Genomic DNA, 24,106 nt, shown 5'->3' on the forward strand with positions numbered 1-24,106 from the left:
TAAAACTTAAAACAAGTACTTACTTTTATAAAATAACCTCTTTTTCTTTTTGGTATATTTGTTTGCAATCAAAAAAACAAAATCATGAAGAAAATCTTCTTAACTATTATAGCTGTTGCTTCGTTACTTATATCTTGTAAACAAGAGAAAAAAGAAGCCGTTTTAACACCTGTAAAAGAAAACACCGCTTTTAATCAACTTTTAAAAGATTATAATGAAGGTAAATTAATTTTAAATCCGATAAATGCCACTTTTGCTGGTGATAATCGCTTTAACGATCAGTTTCTTATTACAATATCAAAAAAATATCAAGAAAAAACCATAGCTTTTTATACCGATTATAAATCGAAATTAGCAAAATTTAAAGATGCTGATTTAACAGAAAGTGAACAAATGAGTAAAGCTGTTTTAGCTTGGGATTGTGATATGGTTTTGGCGCAAAATAGTTTTAAAAACGATGCTTTAATGCCGATAAATCAAATGTGGACAATCAATTTAACCATGGGGCAATTAGGTAGCGGTAGCAGTGCACAACCTTTTAAAACAGTAAAAGATTACGAAAATTGGTTAAAAAGATTAGATGGTTTTTATGATTGGATTCAAATCGCAATTAAAAACATGCGTCAAGGAACTAAAGAAGGATATGTTTTACCTACATCTTTAATAAAAAAGATAATTCCGCAATTTGAAGGTTTAGCTAAAACTAAAATAACGGAACATTTGTTTTATACACCAATTAACATGTTTCCTGCTAATTTTTCTGACAATGAAAAAAAGAGGCTAACGCACAGATATACCTATATGCTAAAAGAAAAATTAATTCCTATTTTCAATTCTATGCATACATTTTTAACTACCAAATATTTACAATCAGGTAGAGAAAGTAGCGGTATTTCTGTTATTCCAAACGGAATGGCATATTACAATCATGCTATCAAAAATTACACAACTACCAATATGACTGCCGATGAAATTCATAACTTAGGTTTAAGTGAAGTTGCTAGAATTTTAGCTGAAATGGAAAAAGTTAAAACTCAAGTTGGTTTTAAAGGCGAATTAAAAGACTTTTTCAATTTTGTAAGAGAAAACAAAGAGTTAATGCCTTACACAACTCCGAAACAAATCATTGATAATTTTAATGCTATTCATGATAAAATGAAACCGCAATTAGAAAAATTATTTGGTAACAAACCTAAAACTCCGTTTGTGGTAAAGCAAACAGAAAAGTTTAGAGAGGCATCTGCAAGTGCAGAATACAATCCAGGTTCTTTAGACGGAACACGTCCTGGTGTATTTTACACGCCAATTCCTGATGCAACAAAATACAATGTGTTTTCTGATGAAGCGTTGTTTTTACATGAAGCAATACCTGGCCACCATTATCAGATTTCATTAACGCAAGAAAATGAAGATTTACCAGATTTCAGAAAAACTTTATGGTACAGCGCTTACGGTGAAGGTTGGGCTTTATATACAGAAAACTTAGGAAAAGAATTAGGTTTATACACCGATCCTTATCAATATTTTGGAATGTTAGGTATGGAAATGCACCGTGCAATTCGTTTAGTGGTTGATACAGGAATGCACGCCAAAGGTTGGAGCCGTGAAAAAGCAATTCAATATTCTTTAGATAATGAAGCCGAAAGTGAAGCAAGTATTATTTCAGAAATTGAACGTTACATGGCTAATCCAGGGCAAGCATTGTCTTATAAAATCGGGCAATTAAAAATACGTGAATTACGTGCCAAAGCTAAAAAACAACTAGGAGATAAATTTGATATTAGAGAATTTCATAATCAAGTTTTAGAAACGGGTTGTATTCCGTTAGCTTTATTAGAATCCAAAATTGATAATTGGATTACTTCAATAAAATAATTCATAAAAAAAACCGCATTAAATATTTAATGCGGTTTTTTTTATGAATTTAAATGTTTTGTAAAATGATTTTTAAAATAATGAATTTGTATAAAAATCATTATTGTAAAAAAGAAACAAGCATATAACATGGTGTTAGACACTGCTATTTTATCAAATAAATGAGACATCTGAATATTTGAAAAATAATCCATTTTTACTTTAGGCATTTTTATCCATGCTAAAGATGTACCTTTTGATACATATAAAATACTTGCAATTAAAATTCCGCCTAAAACAAACCATCCTTTTTTTGATATTAAAGGAGTTGCTTTATAAATAATTGAATTTTCTTTTTGTAAAACATCCATTAAACTTGCTGTAAAATTTACAGACGGATTTTCACTTTTTAATTCTTTTATATACTTTTTTGTAAAAGCTTCTAACTCTTTATTTTGTTTAATTTCTCCCATAATGCGCTATTAATTCGGGTTCAACATTTTGTTTTACAATATTTAGCAGCCTTTTTCTTGCTCTATGTAATTTTACTTTTACGTTGGCTTCAGTAAAATCTGTTATTTCAATAATTTCCTTTAAGCTTAACTCATCAAAATAAAACATCCATAAAATGGTACGTTCATCTTCTGGTAAACTTAACATACATTTGTTAATTACAATAGCACGTTCTTTTTTTTCAATAGTATTTAAAATATTTTCTGTGCTACTTATTTTATTAATGGTAATTTCATCAATAGTATCTGTATTGTATTTTTTTGCTTCCTTTTTTATGCTATCTAAACTGGTTCTATATCCTATTTTATACAACCAGGTAGAGAATTTTGAATCGCCTTTAAATTTACTCAAATTTTTAAATGCTTTTATAAAAGTGTCTTGAGAAATTTCTTCGGCCTCTTCCCTATTCTTTACCATTTTTAAAGCCAATGTAAAAACCATTGTTTTATATTTATCAACCAACAAAGCATAGGCATTGGTATCGCCTTTTAAAACTTTATCTATATATAATTGGTCGTTAATAGTTGTCATCTTTTCTTTTGACAGTAATCAATAAAAAAAGGTTACACATTTTTTAAATTAAATTTTTTTTAAATTTTTTGTAACCTTTTTTAGTTTACCATAGTCATACTTGCAAACACAATAAAAATAATCATTTAAATTTTAAAATATGGAAGCAGCAATTGTATTTATGTTCTTATTCGCAGTAATTTTCGGAATCTTTTATTTATTCTTTTCAACAAGAAATAAAGAACGTTTAGCATTAATTGAAAAAGGAGTAGATGCCAAAATTTTTATGTCGGGCGAAAAAAAGCGTTCAACCTTAACAGGAAGAGTTATTATTTTAAACTTAGCCTTACTATTAATGGGAATTGGCTTAGGTGTTTTTATCGCCTCTATCGTTGATACTTATACCACTATTGATGAAGAAGCTATTTACCCTGCTTTAATATTTTTTATGGCTGGTTTAGGTTTATTTACAGGATTTAACCTAACTAAAAAGTTAGACGATTAATAAAATTTACTTTTTAATATATATAAAACCACTTCTTTTTTGAAGTGGTTTTTGTGTTTAAAAAGTGTGTATATTTAAACTTTTAAAGAGGTAATTATGAGTAAAGATTATAAAAGCTCGGTTTTTAAAGATTTATTAGACAAATTACAACAAGAAAGTTGGCAACTAGAATTACTAATTTCTGGATTTTCAATTTTTGGTTTGTTTTCTGCAATTCCGCATATTGATGAATATTTATTAACTGCTAACTTTAATAATAGGTTAACAGAAATATTACTATGGTTTGCTTTAAAAATTTCTTGTTGGATACTTATTTTTAATCTTTTAATACATGTTGTTTTAAGAGGTTTGTGGATTGGCGCTTTAGGACTAAGATATGTTTCTGGAGATATTGATTATAACGAGCTTGCTTACTCACCGAAATTCACCAAATTTCTTCAAAAAAAAATAGGCTCTTTTGATAAATACATCGCCAATTTAGAAGATTATTGTAGCATCTTATTTGCTATTTCTTTTTTATTAATATTCTACTTTCTTGCCTGTATTACTTTTATAGCTGCTATTTTATTAGTTGTTTTTTTTGTTATTGACCCCGAAACAACAAGTAGCTTTTTTAATACTTTTAAAAATATTTTTGGCGGCGCATTAATATGTTTTATTCTCTTTGGTGCTTTTTTAACCTTTATTGATTTTATTACGCAAGGTTACTTAAAAAAGAAAAAATGGATTTCTAAAATATATTTTCCATTATACCGAATTTACAGTTTTATTACTCTCTCTTTTTTATACCGCCCATTAGTTTATAATTTTTTAGACAATAAATTTGGGCGAAGATTAAGCCTTATTTTGGTTCCTTTTTTTACCATATCATTGTTTTTTTCTAGCTATTATTATAAAACCTCTAATTACTTATCTGTTGATAGAGTTTCATCAAAAAACTATGCCAACCCCAATAATTACGAAGATTTACTTCTTAATAATGATTTTATAAAAACAGCTTCAATTCCTTCTAAAATAATTACAACAAAACATTTAAAAGTGTTTATGATATACAAACCTATTATTGAAGATCGTTTATTTAAATTTAACAAAGGTTTAAAACCGATAACAGATTTAAGAGGTTTAGAATCAGAATTAAATTTTACAACATCCAGCATGCCAAAAATTAATTATAAAAAAAGAGACAGTTTGTTAAATGTGTATTTTAAAACTTTTAACCAAGTGCATGATGTATATATTGATGCTAAACTTTACGAGTCAGATTTTATTGGAACCACAAACTCTAATAAAAAATTTGGTTTCGAAACCTATTTAAATATCAATAATTTAAAGGAAGGGAAACATCTATTAGAAATCACTAGAAAACAAAAACGTAAAAAAGACACGCTTAAATACTCACTTGTAACCATTCCTTTTTGGCACTATAAAAATTAATTTCATGAAAAAAATAACCTTACTTTTAATCATCATAACATCTAACTTGATAGCTCAAACCGATGCTAAAATTTATGATATAATAAACACTATTTCTTCGGATAGAATTAAAGCAGATATAAAAACATTAACTGAATTCGGTACAAGAAATACTTTTTCTGATACCATTTCTAACACTCGTGGAATTGGCGCCGCTCGTCGATGGATTAAAGGCGAGTTTGATAAAATATCTTCAAATTGTAACAACTGCATAAACACAATCTATCAAAAAGATTTTGTTACCAAAGAAGGAAACAGAAGAGTACCACATGATGCTTGGATTGTAAATGTTGTTGCTATACAAAAAGGAACAAAGTACCCTAACAGATATGTTATTATCAGTGGTGATATTGATTCGCGCGCAAGTAACACTATGGATTTTACTACCGATGCTCCCGGAGCAAATGACAATGCCTCTGGAATGGCAGGTACAATTGAAGCTGCAAGAGTTTTAAGTAAATATAAATTTGAAAGTAGCATTATTTATGTTGGTCTTTCGGGTGAAGAACAAGGTTTATTTGGCGGTGCAGGATTAGCTAAATATGCCAAAGAAAAAAACTGGGAAATTATAGGTATTTTAAACAACGATATGATTGGAAACATAAAAGGAGTTGATGGAGTAATTGATAATAGAAGTTTTAGAATTTTTTCAGAACCAGTACCTGCTAACGAAACCGAAAGACAACGAAGAATGCGTCGTTTTTATGGTGGTGAAGTTGATGGTATTTCTCGTCAATTAGCGCGTTATATTCATAAAAACACTAAAACTTACATGCCAGAAATGAATCCGATGCTAATTTATAGACTAGATCGTTTTGGTCGTGGTGGTCATCACAGACCTTTTAATGATTTAGGCTTCGCAGGAATTAGAATTATGGAGGCACATGAAAATTACACACAACAACATCAAGATATTAGAACTGAAAACGGAATTAAGTACGGCGATACCTTTGAACACGTTAATTTTAATTATGCTAAAAAATTAACTGCGGTAAATGCTATTAACTTAGCTAGTTTAGCTTGGGCACCTCCTGCTCCCAAAGAAGTTGCTATTGGTGGTATTGTAGAGGCTGCTGCTAAATTAAAATGGACAAAAGTTGATGGCGCTAAAGGTTATAAAATTTATTGGCGAGACACCACTTCTCCTACTTGGGACAATTCTAGATACGTAAAGGCTACCGAATTTACTTTAGATGGAATTGTTATTGATAACTTCTTTTTTGGAGTTTCTTCTGTGGGTAAAAATGGTCATGAAAGTATTGTTGTTTTTCCAAATAAAATAATGCGTTAATGTTAGAGAAACCTGAACTTTATTTTAAAAATGACGTTGCTTGGAGAGAATGGCTTTTTAAAAACCATAACACATCCGAAGGGATTTATTTAATTTTTTATAAAGTTGAAAATAAAGAGGAATCTATGCGTTGGGAAGAGGCTGTAAAAGTAGCCTTGTGTTTTGGCTGGATAGATGCTACGGTAAAAAGCTTAGGTAACGGAAAACGCAGGCAATATTTTTGTAAACGAAAGCCTAAAAGTATTTGGAGTGCCTTAAATAAAAAATACATAAAAGAATTATCTGCTAACAAATTAATGCACAAAAGTGGTTTAGATACTATAAAAAAAGCAAAACAAAATGGTTCTTGGGCTACGTTAGACAGTATCGATCAATTAATAATTCCGCAAGATTTACAAATGGAATTTGATAAAAATAAAACTGCTTTTACAAACTACCAAAATTTTGCTCCTAGCTATAAAAAAAACTATTTATACTGGCTACATCAAGCAAAAAGAGAAGCTACTCGTTTAAAACGAATTAAAGAAATTATTGAGTTTTGTGATAAAAACAAAAAATCTAGAACTAATTAATAAAACATTTTAACATTGAAAAAAACACTCAAATTTTTAAGCTTTTTAATTATTTTTTTAATTGTTGCCTATCTTTTAGGACCTAAACCTAAACCAGTAATTTTAACTACTCAAATTACAGAAGACAATAGAAGTTTATTAGATATTAAAAATGATATTGAAAAAGAAAATAAAGATTCTACTATAAGAAAAGGGAACCAGTCTCGTTTAATTTGGGCAGATAGTATTCCTAAAAAAACTAAATATGCAATTGTGTATTTGCATGGTTTTTCGGCTAGTCCAGCCGAATCCGAAATTGTTTACACCGATATAGCAAAACGATATGGCGCCAATTTATACGCCCCAAGATTATACAAACATGGCTTAAAAGATAAAGAACCTTTACTTAATTTTACTGCCAAAGGTTATTTAGATTCTGCAAAAAAAGCAATTGCTATTGGTAAAAAATTAGGCGAAAAAGTAATTTTATTTTGTGTAAGTACTGGTGCAACTGCAGGTTTATTTTTAGCTTCTGAAAACCCAGATATTGAAGCTTTAATACTCTCTTCTCCTAATATTGATGTGTACGATACAAACTCAAATTTAGTAACAAAACCATGGGGAAAACAACTTTTAAAATTGATTATGAAAGGTAATTATCAAACATGGATTCCTCCTAGCGGAGCTGAACAATATTGGTATGCTAAATATAGAGTTGAAGCTATTATCGAATTAAAATTATTAATACAAGCAACCATGAAAAAAGAAGTTTTTGAAAAAATAAAACAACCTTTATTTATGGCTTATTATTATAAAAATGAAGAAGAGCAAGACAAAACAGTTTCGGTAAAAAGAATGAAAGAAATGTTTGCTCAAATTTCAACTATTGATAAGAATAAATACAAAATTGCAATTCCAGAAGCCAAAAATCATTCTATTGCTTCTCATTTTTTCACAGAAGAATATAAAACTGTTGAGAAAGAAATTTTTGGTTTTGTTGATCGTGTTTTAAAACTACCTATAAATAGTAAAAATGATTAAAATATTAATTACTGGTGGAACTGGATTGGTAGGAAAACAACTTTGCCAAAAATTAAAAGAAAAAAATTATGAAGTTGTAATTCTTTCAAGAAATCCGAAGTTAAAAAATGAATTTAAATGGAACATCTCTGAAGAATATATTGATGTTAACGCTTTTAAAAATGTTACACATATTATTCATTTAGCAGGTGCAGGAATTGCAGATAAACGCTGGACCAATAACCGAAAAAAAGAATTAATTAATAGTCGAGTAAAATCAGCCGATTTATTATTAAAAAAAACAAAAGAGCTAAAAATTCCGTTACAAGGTTTTATTTCAGCTTCAGGGATCGGCTATTACGGAGCTGTAACTTCTGATAAAATATTTATAGAAAAAGATAAACCTGGAAACGATTTTATATCAAAAATATGTGTAAAATGGGAAGCTGCGGCTCTTCAATTTAAAAACTTAAATATTCCTGTTTGTATTTTAAGAACCGGGATTGTTTTATCAAAAAAAGATGGTGCACTCAAAAAAATTAATACTCCGTTTTTTTTATCAATACTTGGTCGTGGACAACAATACATGCCTTGGATTCATATTGATGATTTATGTAATTTGTACATAAAATCAATAGAAAACAATAATTTCAGAGGTGTTTATAATGCCGTAGCGCCAGAACATCAAACATACAAGCATTTTACTAAAACCTTATCTAAAGTAATTTGTAAACCGGTACTTATTTTTAATATACCTGCTATTGTCTTAAAATTAATTTTAGGCGAATTAGCCATAATTTTACTAAAAGGAAGTAGAATTTCATCAAAAAAAACAGTAGAAAATTATTCTTTTATTTTTACTGAATTACAAACTGCTCTTAAAAACATTTATTCTTCATAACAATAAAAGCTCAGTTACAAAACTGAGCTTTTATTAAAATATTTACAATATCTAGTCTATTATTTTTTAACCATGGTCATGTCAACATTTGTTTTTAAATCTTGCCCTTGAACTTTCATAGCCATGTTAATTATAGAAGTTAATGGAAGCCCTGATTTTTTATCTAAATTCATAGATCCTGTAATACTTCCTGTAGCCATTCCTTCTACAGTACCAGAAATATCTAACAATACGTTTTTTAAGGTAATTTCTTTAACTTTATATACAAAGTTAAATTTCATTCCTTTATTATCTTTATTCATCGTCCAAGTATCACCTACAGAAACTTCATTCTCTGGATAAATAACACTGCTAGATTGCTGAGTTAAATCGCTTGCTCCAGGAACGTTTGGTACTACTGTAGTTTCAAGAACTTTTCCTAAATTATTACCTTTTGTTGTAATTACAGCCTGTAACATTGGTCCCATTTGAGCTTTCATCATTTTTCCTGTTTGATCTAACTCTTCCTCTTTTTTACTTGAGTCATAAGACATTTGCATACCTCCTTGCGACATGTTCATTACTATTTTAGTAATTTTTGAATCAATCTCATATTCATCTCCTGATACACTTTTAACATCTTGAAGCATTATCATATTGGTATTCATAGACATGGTTGCACCCATATTTTGAGACATTTTCATGTTCATTTCATAAGTATCTCCTTTTTCGTAATTTAAACGAAGTAATACCTTTTCTTGCCCAACACTTACCATTGTTACACCTAACAATAATGCTATTATTATTTTTTTCATTATTAAATTTTTTATTATTTGCTGCTAATATACATAAAACAAAAAAGGCTTAAGAAAATATCTTAAGCCTTTTATAAAGTTTATTTTTTAATTTAAAAATCTTGATTTACATCCCAAGATTCTAAAATTTCTTTTAATGTTTTTATAAACATTCCTCCTAATGCACCGTTTACAACTCTATGATCGTAAGAGTGAGAAACAATCATTTTTTGACGGATTCCTATAAAATCTCCATCAGGAGTTTCAACTACCGCAGGTTTTTTTACAATAGCACCTAAAGCTAAAATAGCAACTTGTGGCTGATTAATAATTGGTGTACCTGTAATACTTCCAAAACTACCTACGTTTGTTACCGTGTAAGTACCTCCTTGAATATCGTCTGGTTTTAATTTATTACCACGTGCACGACCTGCTAAATCGTTTACTTGCTTAGTCATGCCTACTAAACTTAATTGATCTGCATTTTTAATTACTGGTACAATTAAATTTCCGTCAGGTAAAGCTGCTGCCATTCCTAAATTAACATTTCCTCTTTTAATAATTTTATCGCCATCAACAGCAATATTAATCATTGGGTGTTTTTTTATTGTTTGAGCAACTGCTTGCATAAAAATTGGTGTAAAGGTTAACTTTTCTCCTTCTCTTTTTTGATATGCATTTTTAACTTTATTTCTCCAAGTAACAATATTTGTTACGTCAATTTCTATAAAAGATTGAACATGAGCTGATGTTTGTACAGAATCTACCATATGTTTGGCAATTAATTTACCCATACGTGTCATTTCAATAACTTCATCTTCACCATTTAAAGTTACTGGAGCTGCTTGTACTTTTGCTTTCGGAGTTGCTGCTTTCGTTGCAGTTGCCATAGGTTTTGGCTGATTTCCTCTATTTTCTAAATACGATAAAATATCTGTTTTAGTAACTCTACCTTCTTTTCCTGTACCTTTAATAGTTTCTAATTCAGAAAAAGAAATTCCTTCTGTTTTTGCTATATTTTTAACTAAAGGCGAATAAAAACGATCACTATCCGAAGTGTCAATATTTCCTTCTAAAACTGACTCTTTAGCTTTTTCAACTGTTTTTTCAATTTCAACTACAGCTGCTTTTATTGTTTCTTTTTTAGGTGCATCATTTGTTGTAACATCCCCTCCTGCTGTTTCAATAATTGCTATCGTTTGCCCAACTTGAATAACGGCATCTTTTTCAAATAAAATCTCAACTAAAGTTCCTTCTACTTCACTTGGCACTTCACTATCTACTTTGTCTGTGGCTACTTCAACAACCGTATCATCAATATCAATAGTTTCTCCAATTTCTTTAACCCAAGAAGTAATCGTTGCTTCTGCAACACTTTCGCCCATTTTAGGCAACTTCAATTCGTATCTAGCCATAGTATAAGTTTTTAAAACGTTTGCGAAGTTACTAAAAACCTCTCGTTTTTTTAAATTTTTATCTATAAAAAATAATCTGCGTTCATTTTTTATTTAAATAATTCGCAAAAACAAGCCTTTAAAACAACTTTTTTTAAAACAAAAACATGTTAAATCATTTTTATTTTAAATATTTCGCATTTAAATTAACCTAGTTGATTATCAGCAATTATACCCAGTTTTTAGGTTTTGCTAAAATTTTTAAAAGTTTTGCTTCTTCACTTCCTTCTTTTGGATGGTGATTGTATTTCCATTGAACAGTTGGTGGTAAGCTCATTAAAATACTTTCAATACGTCCGTTAGTTTTTAACCCAAAGAGTGTTCCTCTATCATGTACCAAATTAAACTCTACGTATCGACCTCTTCTTACTTCTTGCCAATCTTTATGCTCTTTATTATATGGTATTTCTTTTCTTTTTTCTACAATGGGTACATAAGAATTTAAAAAACTATTTCCTACCTCTGTTACAAAATCGTACCTGTTTTGCATTGAAAACGCTGTTGTTTCTTTTAAATAATCAAAAAATAAACCTCCTATTCCACGAGCTTCATTTCTATGTGCATTCCAAAAATAGTTATCACAAGTTTCTTTAAACTTCGGATAAAAATCAAGGCTATGTTTATCGCAGGCTGTTTTACAAACTGTATGAAAATGAGTAGCATCTTCATCAAACAAATAATAAGGTGTTAAATCTTGACCACCTCCAAACCATTGGGTTACAATATTTCCATCTCCGTCATACATTTCAAAATAACGCCAATTGGCATGTACTGTTGGTATAAACGGATTTTTAGGATGCAATACTAAACTCAATCCGCAGGCAAAAAAATCGCCACTCTCAACACCAAATTGTTTACGTAATGCTTCTGGTAATTCACCAAAAACTTTTGAGATATTTACACCTCCTTTTTCAAAAATATTTCCGTTTTCTATAACTCGAGTTCTTCCTCCACCTCCTTCAGTACGTTTCCAATTATCTTCTTTAAACGTTGCTTCACCATCAATCTCTTCTAATTTAGAGGTTATCGTATCTTGTAATTGTTGGATATATGTATAAAACTGATCTTTCATTTGTATAATTCTTGATTCACAAAAATACTTATTCTAATATTTATTTTTGATGTATTTGCTTAATAGTTTCGGTAGTAGCTGCTGTTACCGATAAAGGTAAAACGAATAATACGCCTATAAAAGGCACCAATAAAAACAACATAAATACGAGTCCGTTTCCTATAGCAATACCTTTATTATTTTTTACAAAACCAATACTTTCTTTGTATTTAAAATGACGCTCTAAAGTATAATCTACATTACCAAAACCTGCATAATAGGCTTGCATTATAAATAACAAAATAGCAGAAAAGAAACCTATAATAGGTATAAAACTTAACAATAAAATTGGAACGGTAAAAAAGAGTTCTCTAAAAAGGTTTCTTATGTTTATTCGAATTCCTCTAATTAATTGTTCTTTAAAAGATGTTTTTCTATAATGTTTATTTTTCCCGACTAAATGTTCTTCAATTTTTTCGGATACAGGACTCATAAAAGGTGCCGATAAAGCCATTACAATGTGTTTGTATAAAACTAAACCGATTACAATTATTAACAATCCGCTAAAAAAAGTGCTAATTATTTTAAATGTTTCTTTACCAAATTTCCATTTCCAAAAATCAGTAATGTAATTTCCAATATTATCAGACCATGCGTAAGATAGTGTACCTATTAAAACGGCTGTTAAAACACTAATAATTATAGGGATGGTAAAATACTTCCATAATTTTAGTTTAGAAATTAATTGAAATGCTCCAAAATAGGCAGTTACTCCTTTTATTACTTGTTTAATCATATGCTATTTTAAATAAAAAAACCTCTTTCTTGTAAGAAAGAGGTTTTTATTTATATTTTAAAAAATTATAAGACCGCTTTAATAAAAGTATCTAATTCTTCTTCATTTGTTTTATTTACTTCATCCCATCCCATTTCTTTTGTTGGAGATAAAGCACCTCTTTTAAAATCTAAGATTCTTTTTTTACTATTAATTAAATATGCCGATGGATAATCTAATTTATGAATAAAACCTGAAACTTTTATAGATGATTTATTTGCCATTTTTTCTTTAGATGGCACTAAAAATATTCTTTTATCAAGCTTCTTTGCCATTCTTTCAACACCCTTTTCCATGTCCCAAAAAAGCATTATAAACTTTACTTTTCCATCATACTTTTCTACCATTTTATTTAAAGCTGGTATTTCTCCCCAACATGGTGCACACCATGTTGCTGCGGTAAGTAAAACAATAGGCACTTCTATTTTGTCTGTACTAATAGTTTCTCCAGTTATTGATGTAAAATCATAATTAGAAATATACTTATCTTTTATACAATTATACACAACATCGTCTAACATTGCAGCATCATTACTTGCAATTGAAATACAATCATCAACAATATCTTTGTAATATATTTTCTTTTGAGAAAAGCTTTGAGTAGCTAGCAACAAGGTTAAAAAAAGTACTATTTTCTTCATTTTTAGTAATTTAAAGGGGTTGTTTGTTAGGATTTATACTCCTTTACCGCATCTATAAATGCTTTTGCATTTTCAAGCGGAATGTTGGGTAAAATTCCATGCCCTAAGTTAACAATATATTTATCTTTACCAAAATCATTTATCATTTGGTGTACCATTTTTTTAATTTCAGCTGGTGGAGACAATAATCTAGACGGATCAAAGTTACCTTGTAAGGTTATATTTCCTCCGGTTAAATAACGAGCATTTCTTGCCGAACACGTCCAATCTACTCCTAGTGCTGCTGCTCCTGACTTGGCCATTGTATCTAAAGCAAACCAACACCCTTTTCCGAAAGCAATTACTGGAGCATCTTCTTTTAATGCATCAATAATTTGTTGAATATACTGCCATGAAAATTCTTGATAATCGGTTGGAGATAACATTCCTCCCCACGAATCAAAAACCTGAACGGCATTTACACCTGCTTTAACTTTTGCTTTTAAATAAGCAATTGTGGTATCTGTTATCTTCTGAAGCAATTCGTGTGCCAAAACTGGTTTTGTAAAACAAAATTCTTTTGCTTTATCAAAATTTTTAGATCCTTGCCCTTGTACAACATAACATAAAATTGTCCATGGAGACCCTGCAAAACCTATTAAAGGCACCTCATCGTTCAACTTTTCTTTGGTTGCTTTAATAGCTTCCATCACATACCCTAATTCGTCATTTACATCAGGTACAACTACTGTATCTAATCCTTTTTGATCTCTAATCGGGTTTGGTAAATAAGGCCCAAAATCTGGTTTCATTTGCACCTCAATATTCATTGCTTGCGGAATTACTAAAATATCAGAAAATAAAATAGCGGCATCCATACCGTATCTTCTGATAGGCTGAACTGTTATTTCTGAAGCTAATTCAGGAGTTCTACAACGTGTAAAAAAATCATATTTTTTTCTGATTTCAATAAATTCTGGTAAATATCTTCCTGCCTGACGCATCATCCATACTGGTGGGCGATCAACAGTTTCTCCTTTTAAGGCTCTTAAAAATAAATCGTTTTTAATCATATTATTTAGTAACAAAAATAATCTCTTTGTTGTTTTTTGGTATTTTTACTATATGTATTGGTTGTGTAAGTATCATCATAGCCATATCAGTTGGTTTTGGTCCTTTTGATGTTATAATGGCTTGTAACTTACCTTTGTTTTCTATAATTTTTGAGATCTCTATTGAAAATCCTCCTGTAGTTTTTTTAGCATCAATAGCAACTAATATGGTGTTTTTTTTAAAATCAACAGCGTCTTTAAACTCCGTAGAAATAGTATTAGTTACGTCTGCTTTTAATAAAAATTCTTTCCACTCTTCTTTAGAGTTTATTACCAAATTTTCTTTTACAAAACCTTCAGAACCATCTCCACTTAAACTTGCTTTAAATAGTGATGTTATCATGTTTACGTCTTGATTATTAGTAGGACAAGAACTCATAAAAACACTAAAAAAAATAGCTAAAGATATTCTCATAAATATTCATTTTTACATTTTAGCAACCGCTTCCATTCCTTTATCAATTGCTTTTGCAATTTTTTGAAGGTCTTTTTCGGTTAATGCTGATGATAAAAACCAAGCTTCAAACTGCGATGGCGGTAAGAAAACTCCGTTGTGCATCATTTCCCAAAAAAATGTTGCGTATTTGTTCGTGTCAGAAGTTTGAGCTTCTTTAAAATTAGTTACTGTTACGTTGGTAAAAAAAGGATTTACCATAGACCCGAATCTATTTACCGTAATTTCTACTCCATTTTTTTTAGCAGATTCTAATAAAAACACTTCAATAATTTGAGCTATTTCATTAAATTTCTCATACGGATTTTGTTTCTTCAATTCGGTTAATGTTGCAATTCCTCCTGCCATTGCAATCGGATTTCCACTTAACGTTCCTGCTTGATACATTCCTCCTAATGGTGCTACCATTTCCATAATTTCATTACGTGCTCCGTAAGCTCCTACCGGAAAACCTCCTCCGATAACTTTACCTAAACAAGTAATATCTGCTTCAACACCTAATAATTCTTGTGCTCCACCAAATTTAGATCTAAAACCAGTCATTACCTCATCAACAATTAACAACGCTCCTTTAGACTCTAAATAACTTTTTAATTCTTTTAAGAAATCGTTTTGCGGAATCACAACTCCCATATTACCAGCAATTGGCTCTAAAATAACACCAGCAATATCATCATGCTCGTCAAAATGTGCTTTTACACTTTCTAAATCGTTATAATTTGCTATCAATGTATTTTTTACGGCTCCTTCAGGAACTCCTTTAGAACCTGGTAAACTTAAAGTTGCTAAACCAGAACCTGCAGCTACTAACAACGCATCTTGATGCCCATGATAACAACCTGAAAATTTAATTATTTTATCTTTTCCTGTAAAAGCTCTTGCCAAACGAATTCCGCTTAAAACAGCTTCGGTACCAGAGTTTACAAAACGAACTTTGTCCATTCCAGGAAAAGCATTACAAACAATTTTTGCTAATTTAATTTCATTTTCTGTTGAGGCACCAAAAGAATATCCGTTTTTTAACGCTTTTGTTATTGCTTTTTGTACTTTTTTATGACGATGCCCTAAAATCATCGGTCCGTAAGACAATACTAAATCTACAAAAGTATTATTATCAACATCGGTAATTTTACTTCCTTTTGCTTTTTTTATAAATAACGGATTACCACCTACTGAAGAAAACGCTCTTACTGGAGAGTTTACAGCTCCTACAAGGTTTACTAATCCTTTTTTATATAATTTTTGTGATTTTTTGAATTCCATATTTTAAACCATTCTGTCGTGTCGATCACAGTCGAAATCTTAATTAAGACCTCACAATTGTACTCGAGGAGACATTTTAAACTTATTTTTTTAATAATAATTTTGCTGCTTCTTTAGCAAAATAAGTAATAATAATATTTGCTCCGGCACGTTTCATAGAAAGTAAAGTTTCCATCATTACTTTTTCACCGTCAATCCAACCTTTTTCGGCAGCTGCTTTTATCATTGCATATTCGCCACTTACATTATAACATGCAATTGGTCGATCAAAATTATTTTTTAAATCTCTTATGATATCTAAATACGACAATGCTGGTTTTACAATTAAAATATCAGCGCCTTCTTGATCATCAAAAGTAGCTCTTCTTATGGCTTCATCTCTATTTGATGCATCCATTTGATAGGTTCTTCTATCTCCAAAGCTTGGAGTAGAATCTACCGCTTCTCTAAAAGGACCGTAATAAGACGATGCATATTTTACAGAATATGCCATAATTGGTAAATCTACAAAACCTGTATTATCTAACGATTCTCTAAGCATGGCTACAATTCCGTCCATCATACCAGAAGGAGCTAACATATCTGCTCCTGCTTTTGCATGTGAAACTGCTTGTTTTGCTAAATTTACAATGGTTGCATCATTATCTACATCATTATTATGTATTACACCACAATGACCGTGACTTGTATATTCACAAAAACAAACATCAGTAATAACATATAAACTTGGATAGTTTTTTTTGATAAATCGGATGGCTTGTTGCATAATTCCATCATCATTCCAAGTTTCTGTTCCTATTTCATCTTTTGATAAAGGAACACCAAATAGCATTACTGCCGGAATATTTAATGCAACTACTTCGTCTAACTCTTTAGAAATCGTATCTAACGAATACCTGTTAATTCCAGGCATAGAATCAATCGGAGTTATGATATTTTTTCCTTCTTCTATAAATAATGGATACACGAAATCGTCTACAGATAAGTTAGTTTCTCTTACTAATCTTCGTACACTTTCTGTTTTTCTAAGTCTTCTTGTTCTAAACATAATTTGTCACTTATCAAGTCGAATGCAGTCGAGACTTAGTTTTAAAACCTCTCAACTGCACTCGGTATAATGTTATTTATTCTTTTACAAAATGTAAATTTACCAACTCGATTACACTTTCTACTGTTGGTAATTTTGCCACTTGTACATTTTTAAAATGTTTACGAGCTTCTTTGGCGGTACTTTCTCCAATACAAAATGCCACTTTATTGGCAGCATTTTTTTGCATATAACTTTCAACTGTTGATGGGCTGTAAAACAATACCCCGTTTACTTTTTCATCAACTTTACTTGGACTGTACATTGTTTTATACGCCTCAACTTCGTTTACCGTAATATCGTTTTCTTTTAAAACATTTGGTAAAGTATCTAAACGTAAATCACTACAGAAATAAGTAACTTCTTGTCCTTTTATTTCTTTTGATAAATATTCTGATAGTTTTTGTGCATTTTTTTCAAAGTGTGCAACTTTACCAATACGTTGCTCTATTAACTTTTTGGTTCTACGACCAACGCAATAAATATTTTTAAAGTTTAATTCATCCGAAGTAAAAGAATTTGTAATTGCTTCCACCCCGTTTTTACTGGTAATTATTACGTTTTCAATTTCGTTTTTAACAACTTTAGGTGCAATACGATTAAAACGAATTTTTATAAAATCACTATCTTCAACCTTAACGTTGGTTGGTAATAATTTTTTCTGTAATTCAGAGAATTTTTTAGTTGAGTAAATCGAAAAATCTTTTTCAATTACCTCATCTTCTGCCATTAATTCTTTTCCGCCTCTATTTATTACATAATCAGCACAATCTTTTGCTAAATAGCGATGACGCCCCATTTTAGCATTTTTAGTTACTGATATTTTCTTTTTACCATCTCTACTTAATAATAAACCTTTAAAGTTTATTTCTTCAGTTTTTGCATCAACATAAGCTAAAGCTCCTATTGGTGCAGTACAACCACCTTCTAACAAGTTTAAAAACTCGCGTTCTATACCTACACAAACCTGTGTTTCGTAATGATTTAGTTGTTCGCAAGCATCTTTAGAAAAGTCATCATCAGCCAAAGCTGTAATCATAATAGCTCCTTGTGCTGGTGCCGGAATCATCCAAGAAAGATTAATTGCCCCTTCTGGTCGTTTTCCTAACCTCTCTAATCCTGCGGCAGCAAAAACAGCTCCGTTCCAATCATTATTTTCTAACTTTTCTAAACGCGTATTTACGTTTCCTCGTAAACCAACAACTTTGTGCGTAGGATAGCGATTTAACCATTGTGCTTTTCTACGTAAACTACCTGTTGCAATGATTCCGTTTGGTTGACCAAAAAACTCTTCGTTGTCTTTTAATACCAAAATATCATTATAATTGGCACGTTTTAAAACGGCAGCCTGAATAATTCCTTCTGGTAAAACTGTTGGAACGTCTTTTAAAGAATGTACAGCAATATCAATATCGCCATTTAACATTGCGATATCTAAATTTTTAGTAAAAATTCCTGTAATTCCTAATTCATACAAAGGTTTATCTAGAACGATATCTCCTGTAGATTTTATGGGAACAATTTCACATTTATATTCTAACTCTTCTAACTCTTTACGAACTTTGTTCGCTTGCCACAAAGCCAGTTGGCTTTCGCGGGTACCTATTCTAATTGTCTTCTGCATGGATAGTTTCTAAATTTGCCCCAAATACTTTTGCCATTACTTCAATACTATTATTTACTGAAGTTTCTTCGGCTTTTAAGTGTTTTACAAATTGTGTGGTTATTTTTTGAATGAATCTTGAAGTAATTACTTCTGCTTGAGATTCATCGAAATCTTTTATTTTTTTCTTATGAAAAGCGATTTCTACTTGTTGAATTGTTTTTAGCGATGCTTTTAATGCGGTTATTGCTGGTGTAAATTTTCGATGATTTAACCATTCTTGAAATTCTTGATTATGAGTTTCTATAATAGCTTCTGCAACCGGAATTTCTTGTGTACGTATCGCTAAGGTTTCGTCGGTAACTTTAGATAAGTCATCTACATTTACCATGGTTACATTTTCTAGGTCTGCCACTTCTTTTGATACATTGGCAGGCATTGATAAATCTAATATTAGTATTTTTTTATCAGAAGTAACCTCGTTTTTTGTAATTACGGGTAAACTAGCGCCTGTTGACACTACTAATACATCGGTATTATTTACTTCTTCTTTTAAATTTGCATATTTAGCATTTCTAATTGAAGTATGTTCTTTTATAAATTCAGATACTTTTTCTTCTGTTCTATTAATTAAACTTACGGTTTTGTTTTGAGTATATTCTGCTAAGTTTTTACAAGTATGCTTACCCATTTTACCCAATCCGAAAACTAAAATGTTTTTTGAATTATAGTTTGGTAAATTTTTAATAATGTATTGTACTGCTGCGTAAGAAACCGAAGTTGTACCCGAACTTAATCTTGTTTCGTTTTTTACACGCTTACTAGCTTGCATTACGTTATTTAACAATCGCTCAAAATACGCATTGGTAGTTCCTACTTCTTTTGCTAACTTAAATGCCTGACGTAACTGACCAACAATTTCGTAATCTCCTAAAATTTGGCTATCCAAACCTGTCCCCATTCTAAACAAATGGTTTATGGCTTCGTTGTTTTTATATACGTTAGATACTTCGGCAAACTCTTCTACGGCTCCGTTAGAATATTTACATAACATACTAATTAATTGAAACGGATGCTCTGCAAAACCAGTAATTTCTGTTCTATTACAAGTAGATAAAACAAAAATACCATCAATGCCATTTTCTTTCGCTTCTTCTAAAAGTTTTATTTGATTTTCTTTCGAAACACTAAACTTTCCTCTAATAGTTGCGTCAGCTTTTTTATAACTAACACCTATGTTGTATAAATTCTTATTATGCTTATATGCTGTCATTAAATCTTCTTCAATAAGGTCGTTCAAAAATATAAAGATAAAATAAAAAAAAATGTCGCTCAAAGAACTTTTAATGTCGTTCGATGTTTTTTAATCTAAAAACAGCCATAAAATTCACAGAAAGTGTATTTTTGCAATGAAATCAACTATTAAAGGTGTTTCAATTTAGAGTCGTTCTAAATAATTTATTTTAAATTTTATTTTGATTTATGTCAAAAAACATCGCCGAAAGTACATTTAGAGAAGTATTGTTAGAAAAAGGTTTTTTTGTGTTAAAATTCCAAAATAATTCTAACGAAACCGAATATTTTAAAAGAGACATTGACAACTCTTATATACAGCTACATTATTGTGTAAAAGGGAATTGCAAGTTTCATTTTAACAGCAACAACTATACATTTAATGTACTAGACAAGCATTCGATATTTTTATACAATCCGCAACAAAACTTACCTATAAATTTAGAAATTTTACCAAAAACCTCTTTGGTTTCGGTATTAATCTCTATCGAAAAATTTCATGCGCTCTTTTCTAAAGAAGCAAGTTATATTCCTTTTTTAAGTGATGACAATAAAAACAAAAAATATTACGACAATACAGAAATCAGTTCAAATACCTTAATGGTTCTTCAGCAAATTTTAACTGCCAAGAACCATAGCTCTATGAGAGACCTTTATGTGAAAGGGAAAACATACGAACTTTTAAGTTTACATTTTGATACAGGCGAAAATACCGACAGCGAATACTGTCCGTTTTTAGTAGATGACCGAGAAATATTAAAAATAAGGCAAGCAAAAGACATCATTATTTCTAAAATGAGCGAACCACCAACTTTGCAAGAATTAGCTACTGAAGTTGGTTTGAATTTAAAAAAACTAAAAGAAGGTTTTAAACAAATTTATGGCGATACGGTTTATAGCTTTTTATTTGATTACAAAATGGAGCATGCCCGTAAACTTTTAGAAAGCAATCAATTTAATGTAAACGAAGTTGGCTTGCAGGTGGGCTACAGTACTTCTAGTCATTTTATAGCTGCCTTTAAAAAGAAATTTGGCACTACACCAAAACAATACGTAATGAGCTTACAAAATAATTAAATGAAACAACTTACCCATTACGACATCGAAAATAAGCAACAACAATTTCCAGTAACCATAGTTTGTGATGCTATTAGAACTCCTGAAAACATAGGAATGTGTTTTCGTATTTCTGAAAGTTTCGGAGTTAAAAAAATATTTTTACACGAAAGTTCTCCATCCATAGACAACAGAAATGTAAAACGTACTGCTCGCAATACCATAACACAAATTGAGCATGAATTATATACCGATTTCGATCAATTAATCCTTCAATTAAAAGAAGAAGGAAATATAATTATAGGAATTGAAATTGCTGATGAAAGTATTAATATTCAAGATTTTGATTTTACATCAACAAAAAAAATAGTTTTACTTTTGGGAAGCGAAAGAAACGGAATTGAAAATATTAATTTAGTGGATGCAACGGTTGCAATACCTATGTACGGTCGTAATTCTTCTATGAATGTAATACATAGTTTAAGTATTGCTTTATATGAAGTTACAAATCAATTAAGAAATTAAAAACATAAAATCGTTTTAAAAAACACATTTTTAAAACTTTGAAAACCATATAAATGAAAGGAGCTTTATTAGTTAATTTAGGATCACCTGAAAGCACTGATCCGAAGGATGTAAAAAAATATTTAGGAGAATTTTTAATGGACGAACGCGTAATTGATGTTCCTTATTGGTTTCGTTCATTTATTGTTAAAGGGATTATCTTAAACACACGCCCTAAAAAATCGGCAGCCGCTTATAAAAAAATCTGGTGGAAAGAAGGATCTCCATTAATTGTTTTATCGGAACGATTACAAAAAAAAGTACAACAAAAAACCGAAGTACCTGTTGCTTTAGCAATGCGTTACGGTACAATGACTATTAAAAAAGGATTGCAAGAACTACACGACAAAGGTGTTACCGAAGTAATGTTAGTTCCGCTATATCCGCAGTTTGCTATGGCAACTACCGAAACTATTGTGGTTTTAGCTGAAGAAATTCGCAAAGAGTTCTTTCCTGAAATGAAAATAACAGATGTTCCTGCTTTTTACAACAAACCTGAATATATCAAAGCGTTATCAAACAGTATTAAAGATTATTTAACAGATAAAGAATACGATCATATTCTGTTTTCGTATCACGGAGTTCCAGAACGTCATATTGGTAAATCAGACATTACAAAAAGTCACTGTAAAATAGATGGAAGCTGCTGTAACACTCCTTCAAAAGCACACGAGTTTTGTTACCGTCATCAATGCTATCAAACAACAAAAAACGTGATTTCTGAATTAGGTTTAGATGAAAACACAGTTTCTACCTCTTTTCAATCTCGTTTAGGTGTTGATCCGTGGCTACAACCTTATACTGATAGAACTATTGTAAGAAAAGCTGAAGTAGATGGCGTTAAAAAATTAGCAATGGTTACTCCTGCTTTTGTTTCTGACTGTCTAGAAACGCTAGAAGAAATAGCGATGGAAGGTAAACATGAGTTTTTAGAAGCTGGCGGAGAGGAATTTCATACCGTTCCGTGTATTAACGACAACGACGAATGGGTAGCTGTTTTAGCTGGATGGATTAACGAATTTTAAACAATTAATGTTAGGTTTAGCACAGTCGAAACCTCTCTTAAAAACAAAAACATGGATTTTTTATACGTAAAAGCATTGCACATTATTTTTGTAGTAACCTGGTTTGCGGGACTGTTTTATGTAGGTCGTTTATTTATTTACCACGTAGAAGCTGAAAAAAAAGACGAACCTGCTAAATCAATTTTACAAACTCAATACAAATTAATGACCAAACGTTTATGGTATATTATTACTTGGCCTTCATTATTTTTAGCGAGTTTTTTTGCCTTTTGGATGCTTTATAAAAATCCTACATACTTAGAAACTCCTTGGATGCACATAAAATTAACCTTTGTATTGGCTTTGTATTTTTACCACGGATTTTGCCATAAAATATACAAGGAATTACAGGTTGATAAAATTAAATACACCCCTACTAAGCTTCGTATATTTAACGAAGCTCCCACAGTTATTTTATTTGCCGTAGTATTTTTAGTGGTTTTAAAAAGCGCTATTAATTGGATTTGGGGCGTAGTGGGTATTATTCTCTTCGGGGTTTTATTAATGATGGGAATTCGTTTTTACAAAAAAATTAGAGCAAAAAAATCTTGGGATAAATTCGAAAAAGAATTGATTGATGAGGATAAAAAATTAGAGTAGTAAATAAAAAAAGTGAAGTTTTAAACTTCACTTTTTTTTACCCTTTTATCGATTGCTCAAAAGGAATACGATTTACAATACTTCTACCGAGCGTAACTTCATCAGCATATTCTAACTCATCACCAACTGAAATTCCGCGTGCAATGGTTGATGTTGTAACATCAAACTGTTCTATTTGCTTATAAATATAAAAATTAGTGGTATCTCCTTCCATCGTAGAACTTAATGCGAAAATCAATTCTTTTACCTCACCATCTTTTACCTTATTTACTAAAGATTCTATTTGTAAATTCTGAGGACCAACACCTTCAATAGGCGATATTTTACCACCCAACACATGATATACGCCTCTAAACTGTGCTGTATTTTCAATTGCCATTACATCACGAATATCTTCAACAACACAAACTATCGTTGCATTTCTATTCGGGTTATTACAAATTTCACATAAAACAGTATCCGAAATATTATGGCATTTAGTACACGATTTTACATCGTTTCTTAAATGCGTTAAAGCTTCAGTTAAAAACTTGGTGTTCTCATTCGGCTGCTTTAACAAATGCAACACCAAACGAAGCGCAGTTCGCTTACCAATACCTGGCAATCTACTCACTTCATCTACTGCTCTTTCTAATAATTTTGACGAAAAATCCATGGCG

The 24,106-nt window shown here is 30.6% G+C and carries 25 protein-coding genes; 11 read left to right on the forward strand and 14 right to left on the reverse strand.

Annotated features, from left to right (window positions below; all coding sequences use genetic code 11):
- Positions 1-84: 84 nt before the first annotated feature.
- A complete protein-coding gene (locus ACN5J5_RS00200; protein ID WP_418645356.1) occupies positions 85-1,875 on the forward strand; it encodes a DUF885 domain-containing protein in 1,791 nt (596 codons plus the stop codon).
- Positions 1,876-1,916: 41 nt separating this feature from the next.
- On the opposite strand, the gene ACN5J5_RS00205 is transcribed toward ACN5J5_RS00200, so the two are convergent.
- Together ACN5J5_RS00205 and ACN5J5_RS00210 are read right to left on the reverse strand one after the other, a co-directional pair.
- On the reverse strand, positions 1,917-2,327 hold the full coding sequence (locus ACN5J5_RS00205; RefSeq protein WP_418645357.1) for a hypothetical protein: 411 nt from the start codon (positions 2,325-2,327) through the stop codon (positions 1,917-1,919).
- A complete protein-coding gene (locus tag ACN5J5_RS00210) occupies positions 2,314-2,898 on the reverse strand; it encodes an RNA polymerase sigma factor (protein ID WP_418645358.1) in 585 nt (194 codons plus the stop codon). The genes ACN5J5_RS00205 and ACN5J5_RS00210 overlap by 14 nt, the downstream gene beginning before the upstream one ends.
- Before the next feature lie 139 nt (positions 2,899-3,037).
- On the opposite strand from ACN5J5_RS00210, the gene ACN5J5_RS00215 reads away from it, so the two are divergent.
- From ACN5J5_RS00215 to ACN5J5_RS00240, 6 genes are all read left to right on the forward strand, one after another.
- Positions 3,038-3,382, forward strand: a complete 345-nt coding sequence (locus ACN5J5_RS00215; protein ID WP_418645359.1) for a DUF6249 domain-containing protein — start codon at positions 3,038-3,040, stop codon at positions 3,380-3,382.
- Between the two features lie 96 nt (positions 3,383-3,478).
- Positions 3,479-4,816: a hypothetical protein gene (locus ACN5J5_RS00220; protein WP_418645360.1), complete on the forward strand. Its 1,338-nt coding sequence runs from the start codon at positions 3,479-3,481 to the stop codon at positions 4,814-4,816.
- A gap of 4 nt (positions 4,817-4,820) precedes the next feature.
- Positions 4,821-6,146, forward strand: coding sequence for a M28 family peptidase (locus ACN5J5_RS00225; protein ID WP_418645361.1), 1,326 nt, complete (start codon positions 4,821-4,823; stop codon positions 6,144-6,146).
- Positions 6,146-6,718, forward strand: a complete 573-nt coding sequence (locus ACN5J5_RS00230) for a YdeI/OmpD-associated family protein (protein WP_418645362.1) — start codon at positions 6,146-6,148, stop codon at positions 6,716-6,718. The genes ACN5J5_RS00225 and ACN5J5_RS00230 overlap by 1 nt, the downstream gene beginning before the upstream one ends.
- 15 nt (positions 6,719-6,733) lie before the next feature.
- Positions 6,734-7,738 (forward strand): alpha/beta hydrolase, encoded by a 1,005-nt coding sequence (locus tag ACN5J5_RS00235; RefSeq protein ID WP_418645363.1) that lies wholly within the window; start codon positions 6,734-6,736, stop codon positions 7,736-7,738.
- Positions 7,731-8,618, forward strand: a complete 888-nt coding sequence (locus ACN5J5_RS00240; RefSeq protein WP_418645364.1) for a TIGR01777 family oxidoreductase — start codon at positions 7,731-7,733, stop codon at positions 8,616-8,618. The genes ACN5J5_RS00235 and ACN5J5_RS00240 overlap by 8 nt, the downstream gene beginning before the upstream one ends.
- Positions 8,619-8,677: 59 nt before the next feature.
- On the opposite strand, the gene ACN5J5_RS00245 is transcribed toward ACN5J5_RS00240, so the two are convergent.
- The 11 genes from ACN5J5_RS00245 to hemA all read right to left on the reverse strand — a co-directional run bounded on the left by ACN5J5_RS00245 (position 8,678) and on the right by hemA (position 20,143).
- Entirely contained in the window at positions 8,678-9,412 is a 735-nt protein-coding gene (locus ACN5J5_RS00245) for a DUF6263 family protein (protein WP_418645365.1), read from the reverse strand.
- Between the two features lie 92 nt (positions 9,413-9,504).
- The gene (locus tag ACN5J5_RS00250) at positions 9,505-10,806 is read right to left on the reverse strand and encodes a dihydrolipoamide acetyltransferase family protein (RefSeq protein WP_418645366.1); all 1,302 of its coding nucleotides are present in this window, start codon (positions 10,804-10,806) and stop codon (positions 9,505-9,507) included.
- A gap of 208 nt (positions 10,807-11,014) precedes the next feature.
- Positions 11,015-11,917 carry an oxygen-dependent coproporphyrinogen oxidase gene (gene hemF / locus ACN5J5_RS00255; RefSeq protein WP_418645367.1) on the reverse strand — a complete coding sequence of 301 codons (903 nt, stop codon included), beginning with the start codon at positions 11,915-11,917 and terminating at the stop codon, positions 11,015-11,017.
- A gap of 40 nt (positions 11,918-11,957) precedes the next feature.
- A complete protein-coding gene (locus tag ACN5J5_RS00260; RefSeq protein WP_418645368.1) occupies positions 11,958-12,692 on the reverse strand; it encodes an EI24 domain-containing protein in 735 nt (244 codons plus the stop codon).
- 65 nt (positions 12,693-12,757) lie between these two features.
- Positions 12,758-13,372 carry a TlpA family protein disulfide reductase gene (locus ACN5J5_RS00265; RefSeq protein ID WP_418645369.1) on the reverse strand — a complete coding sequence of 205 codons (615 nt, stop codon included), beginning with the start codon at positions 13,370-13,372 and terminating at the stop codon, positions 12,758-12,760.
- A 26-nt stretch (positions 13,373-13,398) separates the two neighbouring features.
- On the reverse strand, positions 13,399-14,424 hold the full coding sequence (hemE, locus tag ACN5J5_RS00270) for a uroporphyrinogen decarboxylase (RefSeq protein ID WP_418645370.1): 1,026 nt from the start codon (positions 14,422-14,424) through the stop codon (positions 13,399-13,401).
- Between the two features lies 1 nt (position 14,425).
- Entirely contained in the window at positions 14,426-14,878 is a 453-nt protein-coding gene (locus tag ACN5J5_RS00275; RefSeq protein ID WP_418645371.1) for a protease complex subunit PrcB family protein, read from the reverse strand.
- 12 nt (positions 14,879-14,890) lie between these two features.
- Positions 14,891-16,180 carry a glutamate-1-semialdehyde 2,1-aminomutase gene (gene hemL, locus ACN5J5_RS00280; RefSeq protein ID WP_418645372.1) on the reverse strand — a complete coding sequence of 430 codons (1,290 nt, stop codon included), beginning with the start codon at positions 16,178-16,180 and terminating at the stop codon, positions 14,891-14,893.
- An 82-nt stretch (positions 16,181-16,262) separates the two neighbouring features.
- The gene (gene hemB, locus ACN5J5_RS00285) at positions 16,263-17,228 is read right to left on the reverse strand and encodes a porphobilinogen synthase (RefSeq protein ID WP_418645373.1); all 966 of its coding nucleotides are present in this window, start codon (positions 17,226-17,228) and stop codon (positions 16,263-16,265) included.
- Positions 17,229-17,304: 76 nt separating this feature from the next.
- Entirely contained in the window at positions 17,305-18,891 is a 1,587-nt protein-coding gene (gene hemC, locus ACN5J5_RS00290) for a hydroxymethylbilane synthase (protein ID WP_418645374.1), read from the reverse strand.
- Positions 18,875-20,143: a glutamyl-tRNA reductase gene (hemA, locus tag ACN5J5_RS00295; RefSeq protein WP_418646553.1), complete on the reverse strand. Its 1,269-nt coding sequence runs from the start codon at positions 20,141-20,143 to the stop codon at positions 18,875-18,877. Before hemA ends, hemC begins: the two co-directional genes overlap by 17 nt.
- Before the next feature lie 209 nt (positions 20,144-20,352).
- Here hemA and ACN5J5_RS00300 point away from each other — a divergent pair, with 209 nt between their 5' ends.
- The 4 genes from ACN5J5_RS00300 to ACN5J5_RS00315 are packed head-to-tail and all read left to right on the forward strand — an operon-like array spanning position 20,353 to position 23,447.
- The gene (locus ACN5J5_RS00300) at positions 20,353-21,240 is read left to right on the forward strand and encodes a helix-turn-helix domain-containing protein (protein WP_418645375.1); all 888 of its coding nucleotides are present in this window, start codon (positions 20,353-20,355) and stop codon (positions 21,238-21,240) included.
- On the forward strand, positions 21,241-21,744 hold the full coding sequence (locus tag ACN5J5_RS00305) for a TrmH family RNA methyltransferase (protein ID WP_418645376.1): 504 nt from the start codon (positions 21,241-21,243) through the stop codon (positions 21,742-21,744). It abuts the gene before it with no gap.
- A gap of 53 nt (positions 21,745-21,797) precedes the next feature.
- Positions 21,798-22,808, forward strand: a complete 1,011-nt coding sequence (hemH, locus tag ACN5J5_RS00310; protein ID WP_418645377.1) for a ferrochelatase — start codon at positions 21,798-21,800, stop codon at positions 22,806-22,808.
- Positions 22,809-22,859: 51 nt separating this feature from the next.
- Positions 22,860-23,447 carry a CopD family protein gene (locus tag ACN5J5_RS00315; protein WP_418645378.1) on the forward strand — a complete coding sequence of 196 codons (588 nt, stop codon included), beginning with the start codon at positions 22,860-22,862 and terminating at the stop codon, positions 23,445-23,447.
- A gap of 37 nt (positions 23,448-23,484) precedes the next feature.
- Here ACN5J5_RS00315 and recR read toward each other — a convergent pair whose 3' ends face one another.
- Positions 23,485-24,102, reverse strand: coding sequence for a recombination mediator RecR (gene recR, locus ACN5J5_RS00320; RefSeq protein WP_418645379.1), 618 nt, complete (start codon positions 24,100-24,102; stop codon positions 23,485-23,487).
- Between the last annotated feature and the right edge of the window lie 4 nt (positions 24,103-24,106).

This window comes from Tenacibaculum insulae (assembly GCF_964512435.1).
In the GTDB taxonomy this organism is placed as follows: Bacteria; Bacteroidota; Bacteroidia; order Flavobacteriales; family Flavobacteriaceae; genus Polaribacter; species Polaribacter insulae_A.

Coding starts and splice junctions, on each gene's coding strand:
- ACN5J5_RS00220 (WP_418645360.1), top strand. CDS start 3,479: ATGAGTAAAGATTATAAAAGCTCGGTTTTTAAAGATTTATTAGACAAA.
- ACN5J5_RS00300 (WP_418645375.1), top strand. CDS start 20,353: ATGTCAAAAAACATCGCCGAAAGTACATTTAGAGAAGTATTGTTAGAA.
- hemB (WP_418645373.1), bottom strand. CDS start 17,228: ATGTTTAGAACAAGAAGACTTAGAAAAACAGAAAGTGTACGAAGATTA.
- hemF (WP_418645367.1), bottom strand. CDS start 11,917: ATGAAAGATCAGTTTTATACATATATCCAACAATTACAAGATACGATA.
- ACN5J5_RS00305 (WP_418645376.1), top strand. CDS start 21,241: ATGAAACAACTTACCCATTACGACATCGAAAATAAGCAACAACAATTT.
- ACN5J5_RS00225 (WP_418645361.1), top strand. CDS start 4,821: ATGAAAAAAATAACCTTACTTTTAATCATCATAACATCTAACTTGATA.
- ACN5J5_RS00215 (WP_418645359.1), top strand. CDS start 3,038: ATGGAAGCAGCAATTGTATTTATGTTCTTATTCGCAGTAATTTTCGGA.
- hemL (WP_418645372.1), bottom strand. CDS start 16,180: ATGGAATTCAAAAAATCACAAAAATTATATAAAAAAGGATTAGTAAAC.
- ACN5J5_RS00245 (WP_418645365.1), bottom strand. CDS start 9,412: ATGAAAAAAATAATAATAGCATTATTGTTAGGTGTAACAATGGTAAGT.
- recR (WP_418645379.1), bottom strand. CDS start 24,102: ATGGATTTTTCGTCAAAATTATTAGAAAGAGCAGTAGATGAAGTGAGT.
- ACN5J5_RS00260 (WP_418645368.1), bottom strand. CDS start 12,692: ATGATTAAACAAGTAATAAAAGGAGTAACTGCCTATTTTGGAGCATTT.
- ACN5J5_RS00315 (WP_418645378.1), top strand. CDS start 22,860: ATGGATTTTTTATACGTAAAAGCATTGCACATTATTTTTGTAGTAACC.
- ACN5J5_RS00230 (WP_418645362.1), top strand. CDS start 6,146: ATGTTAGAGAAACCTGAACTTTATTTTAAAAATGACGTTGCTTGGAGA.
- ACN5J5_RS00275 (WP_418645371.1), bottom strand. CDS start 14,878: ATGAGAATATCTTTAGCTATTTTTTTTAGTGTTTTTATGAGTTCTTGT.
- hemC (WP_418645374.1), bottom strand. CDS start 18,891: ATGCAGAAGACAATTAGAATAGGTACCCGCGAAAGCCAACTGGCTTTG.
- ACN5J5_RS00200 (WP_418645356.1), top strand. CDS start 85: ATGAAGAAAATCTTCTTAACTATTATAGCTGTTGCTTCGTTACTTATA.
- ACN5J5_RS00250 (WP_418645366.1), bottom strand. CDS start 10,806: ATGGCTAGATACGAATTGAAGTTGCCTAAAATGGGCGAAAGTGTTGCA.
- ACN5J5_RS00210 (WP_418645358.1), bottom strand. CDS start 2,898: ATGACAACTATTAACGACCAATTATATATAGATAAAGTTTTAAAAGGC.
- hemE (WP_418645370.1), bottom strand. CDS start 14,424: ATGATTAAAAACGATTTATTTTTAAGAGCCTTAAAAGGAGAAACTGTT.
- ACN5J5_RS00205 (WP_418645357.1), bottom strand. CDS start 2,327: ATGGGAGAAATTAAACAAAATAAAGAGTTAGAAGCTTTTACAAAAAAG.
- ACN5J5_RS00240 (WP_418645364.1), top strand. CDS start 7,731: ATGATTAAAATATTAATTACTGGTGGAACTGGATTGGTAGGAAAACAA.
- hemH (WP_418645377.1), top strand. CDS start 21,798: ATGAAAGGAGCTTTATTAGTTAATTTAGGATCACCTGAAAGCACTGAT.
- hemA (WP_418646553.1), bottom strand. CDS start 20,143: ATGACAGCATATAAGCATAATAAGAATTTATACAACATAGGTGTTAGT.
- ACN5J5_RS00265 (WP_418645369.1), bottom strand. CDS start 13,372: ATGAAGAAAATAGTACTTTTTTTAACCTTGTTGCTAGCTACTCAAAGC.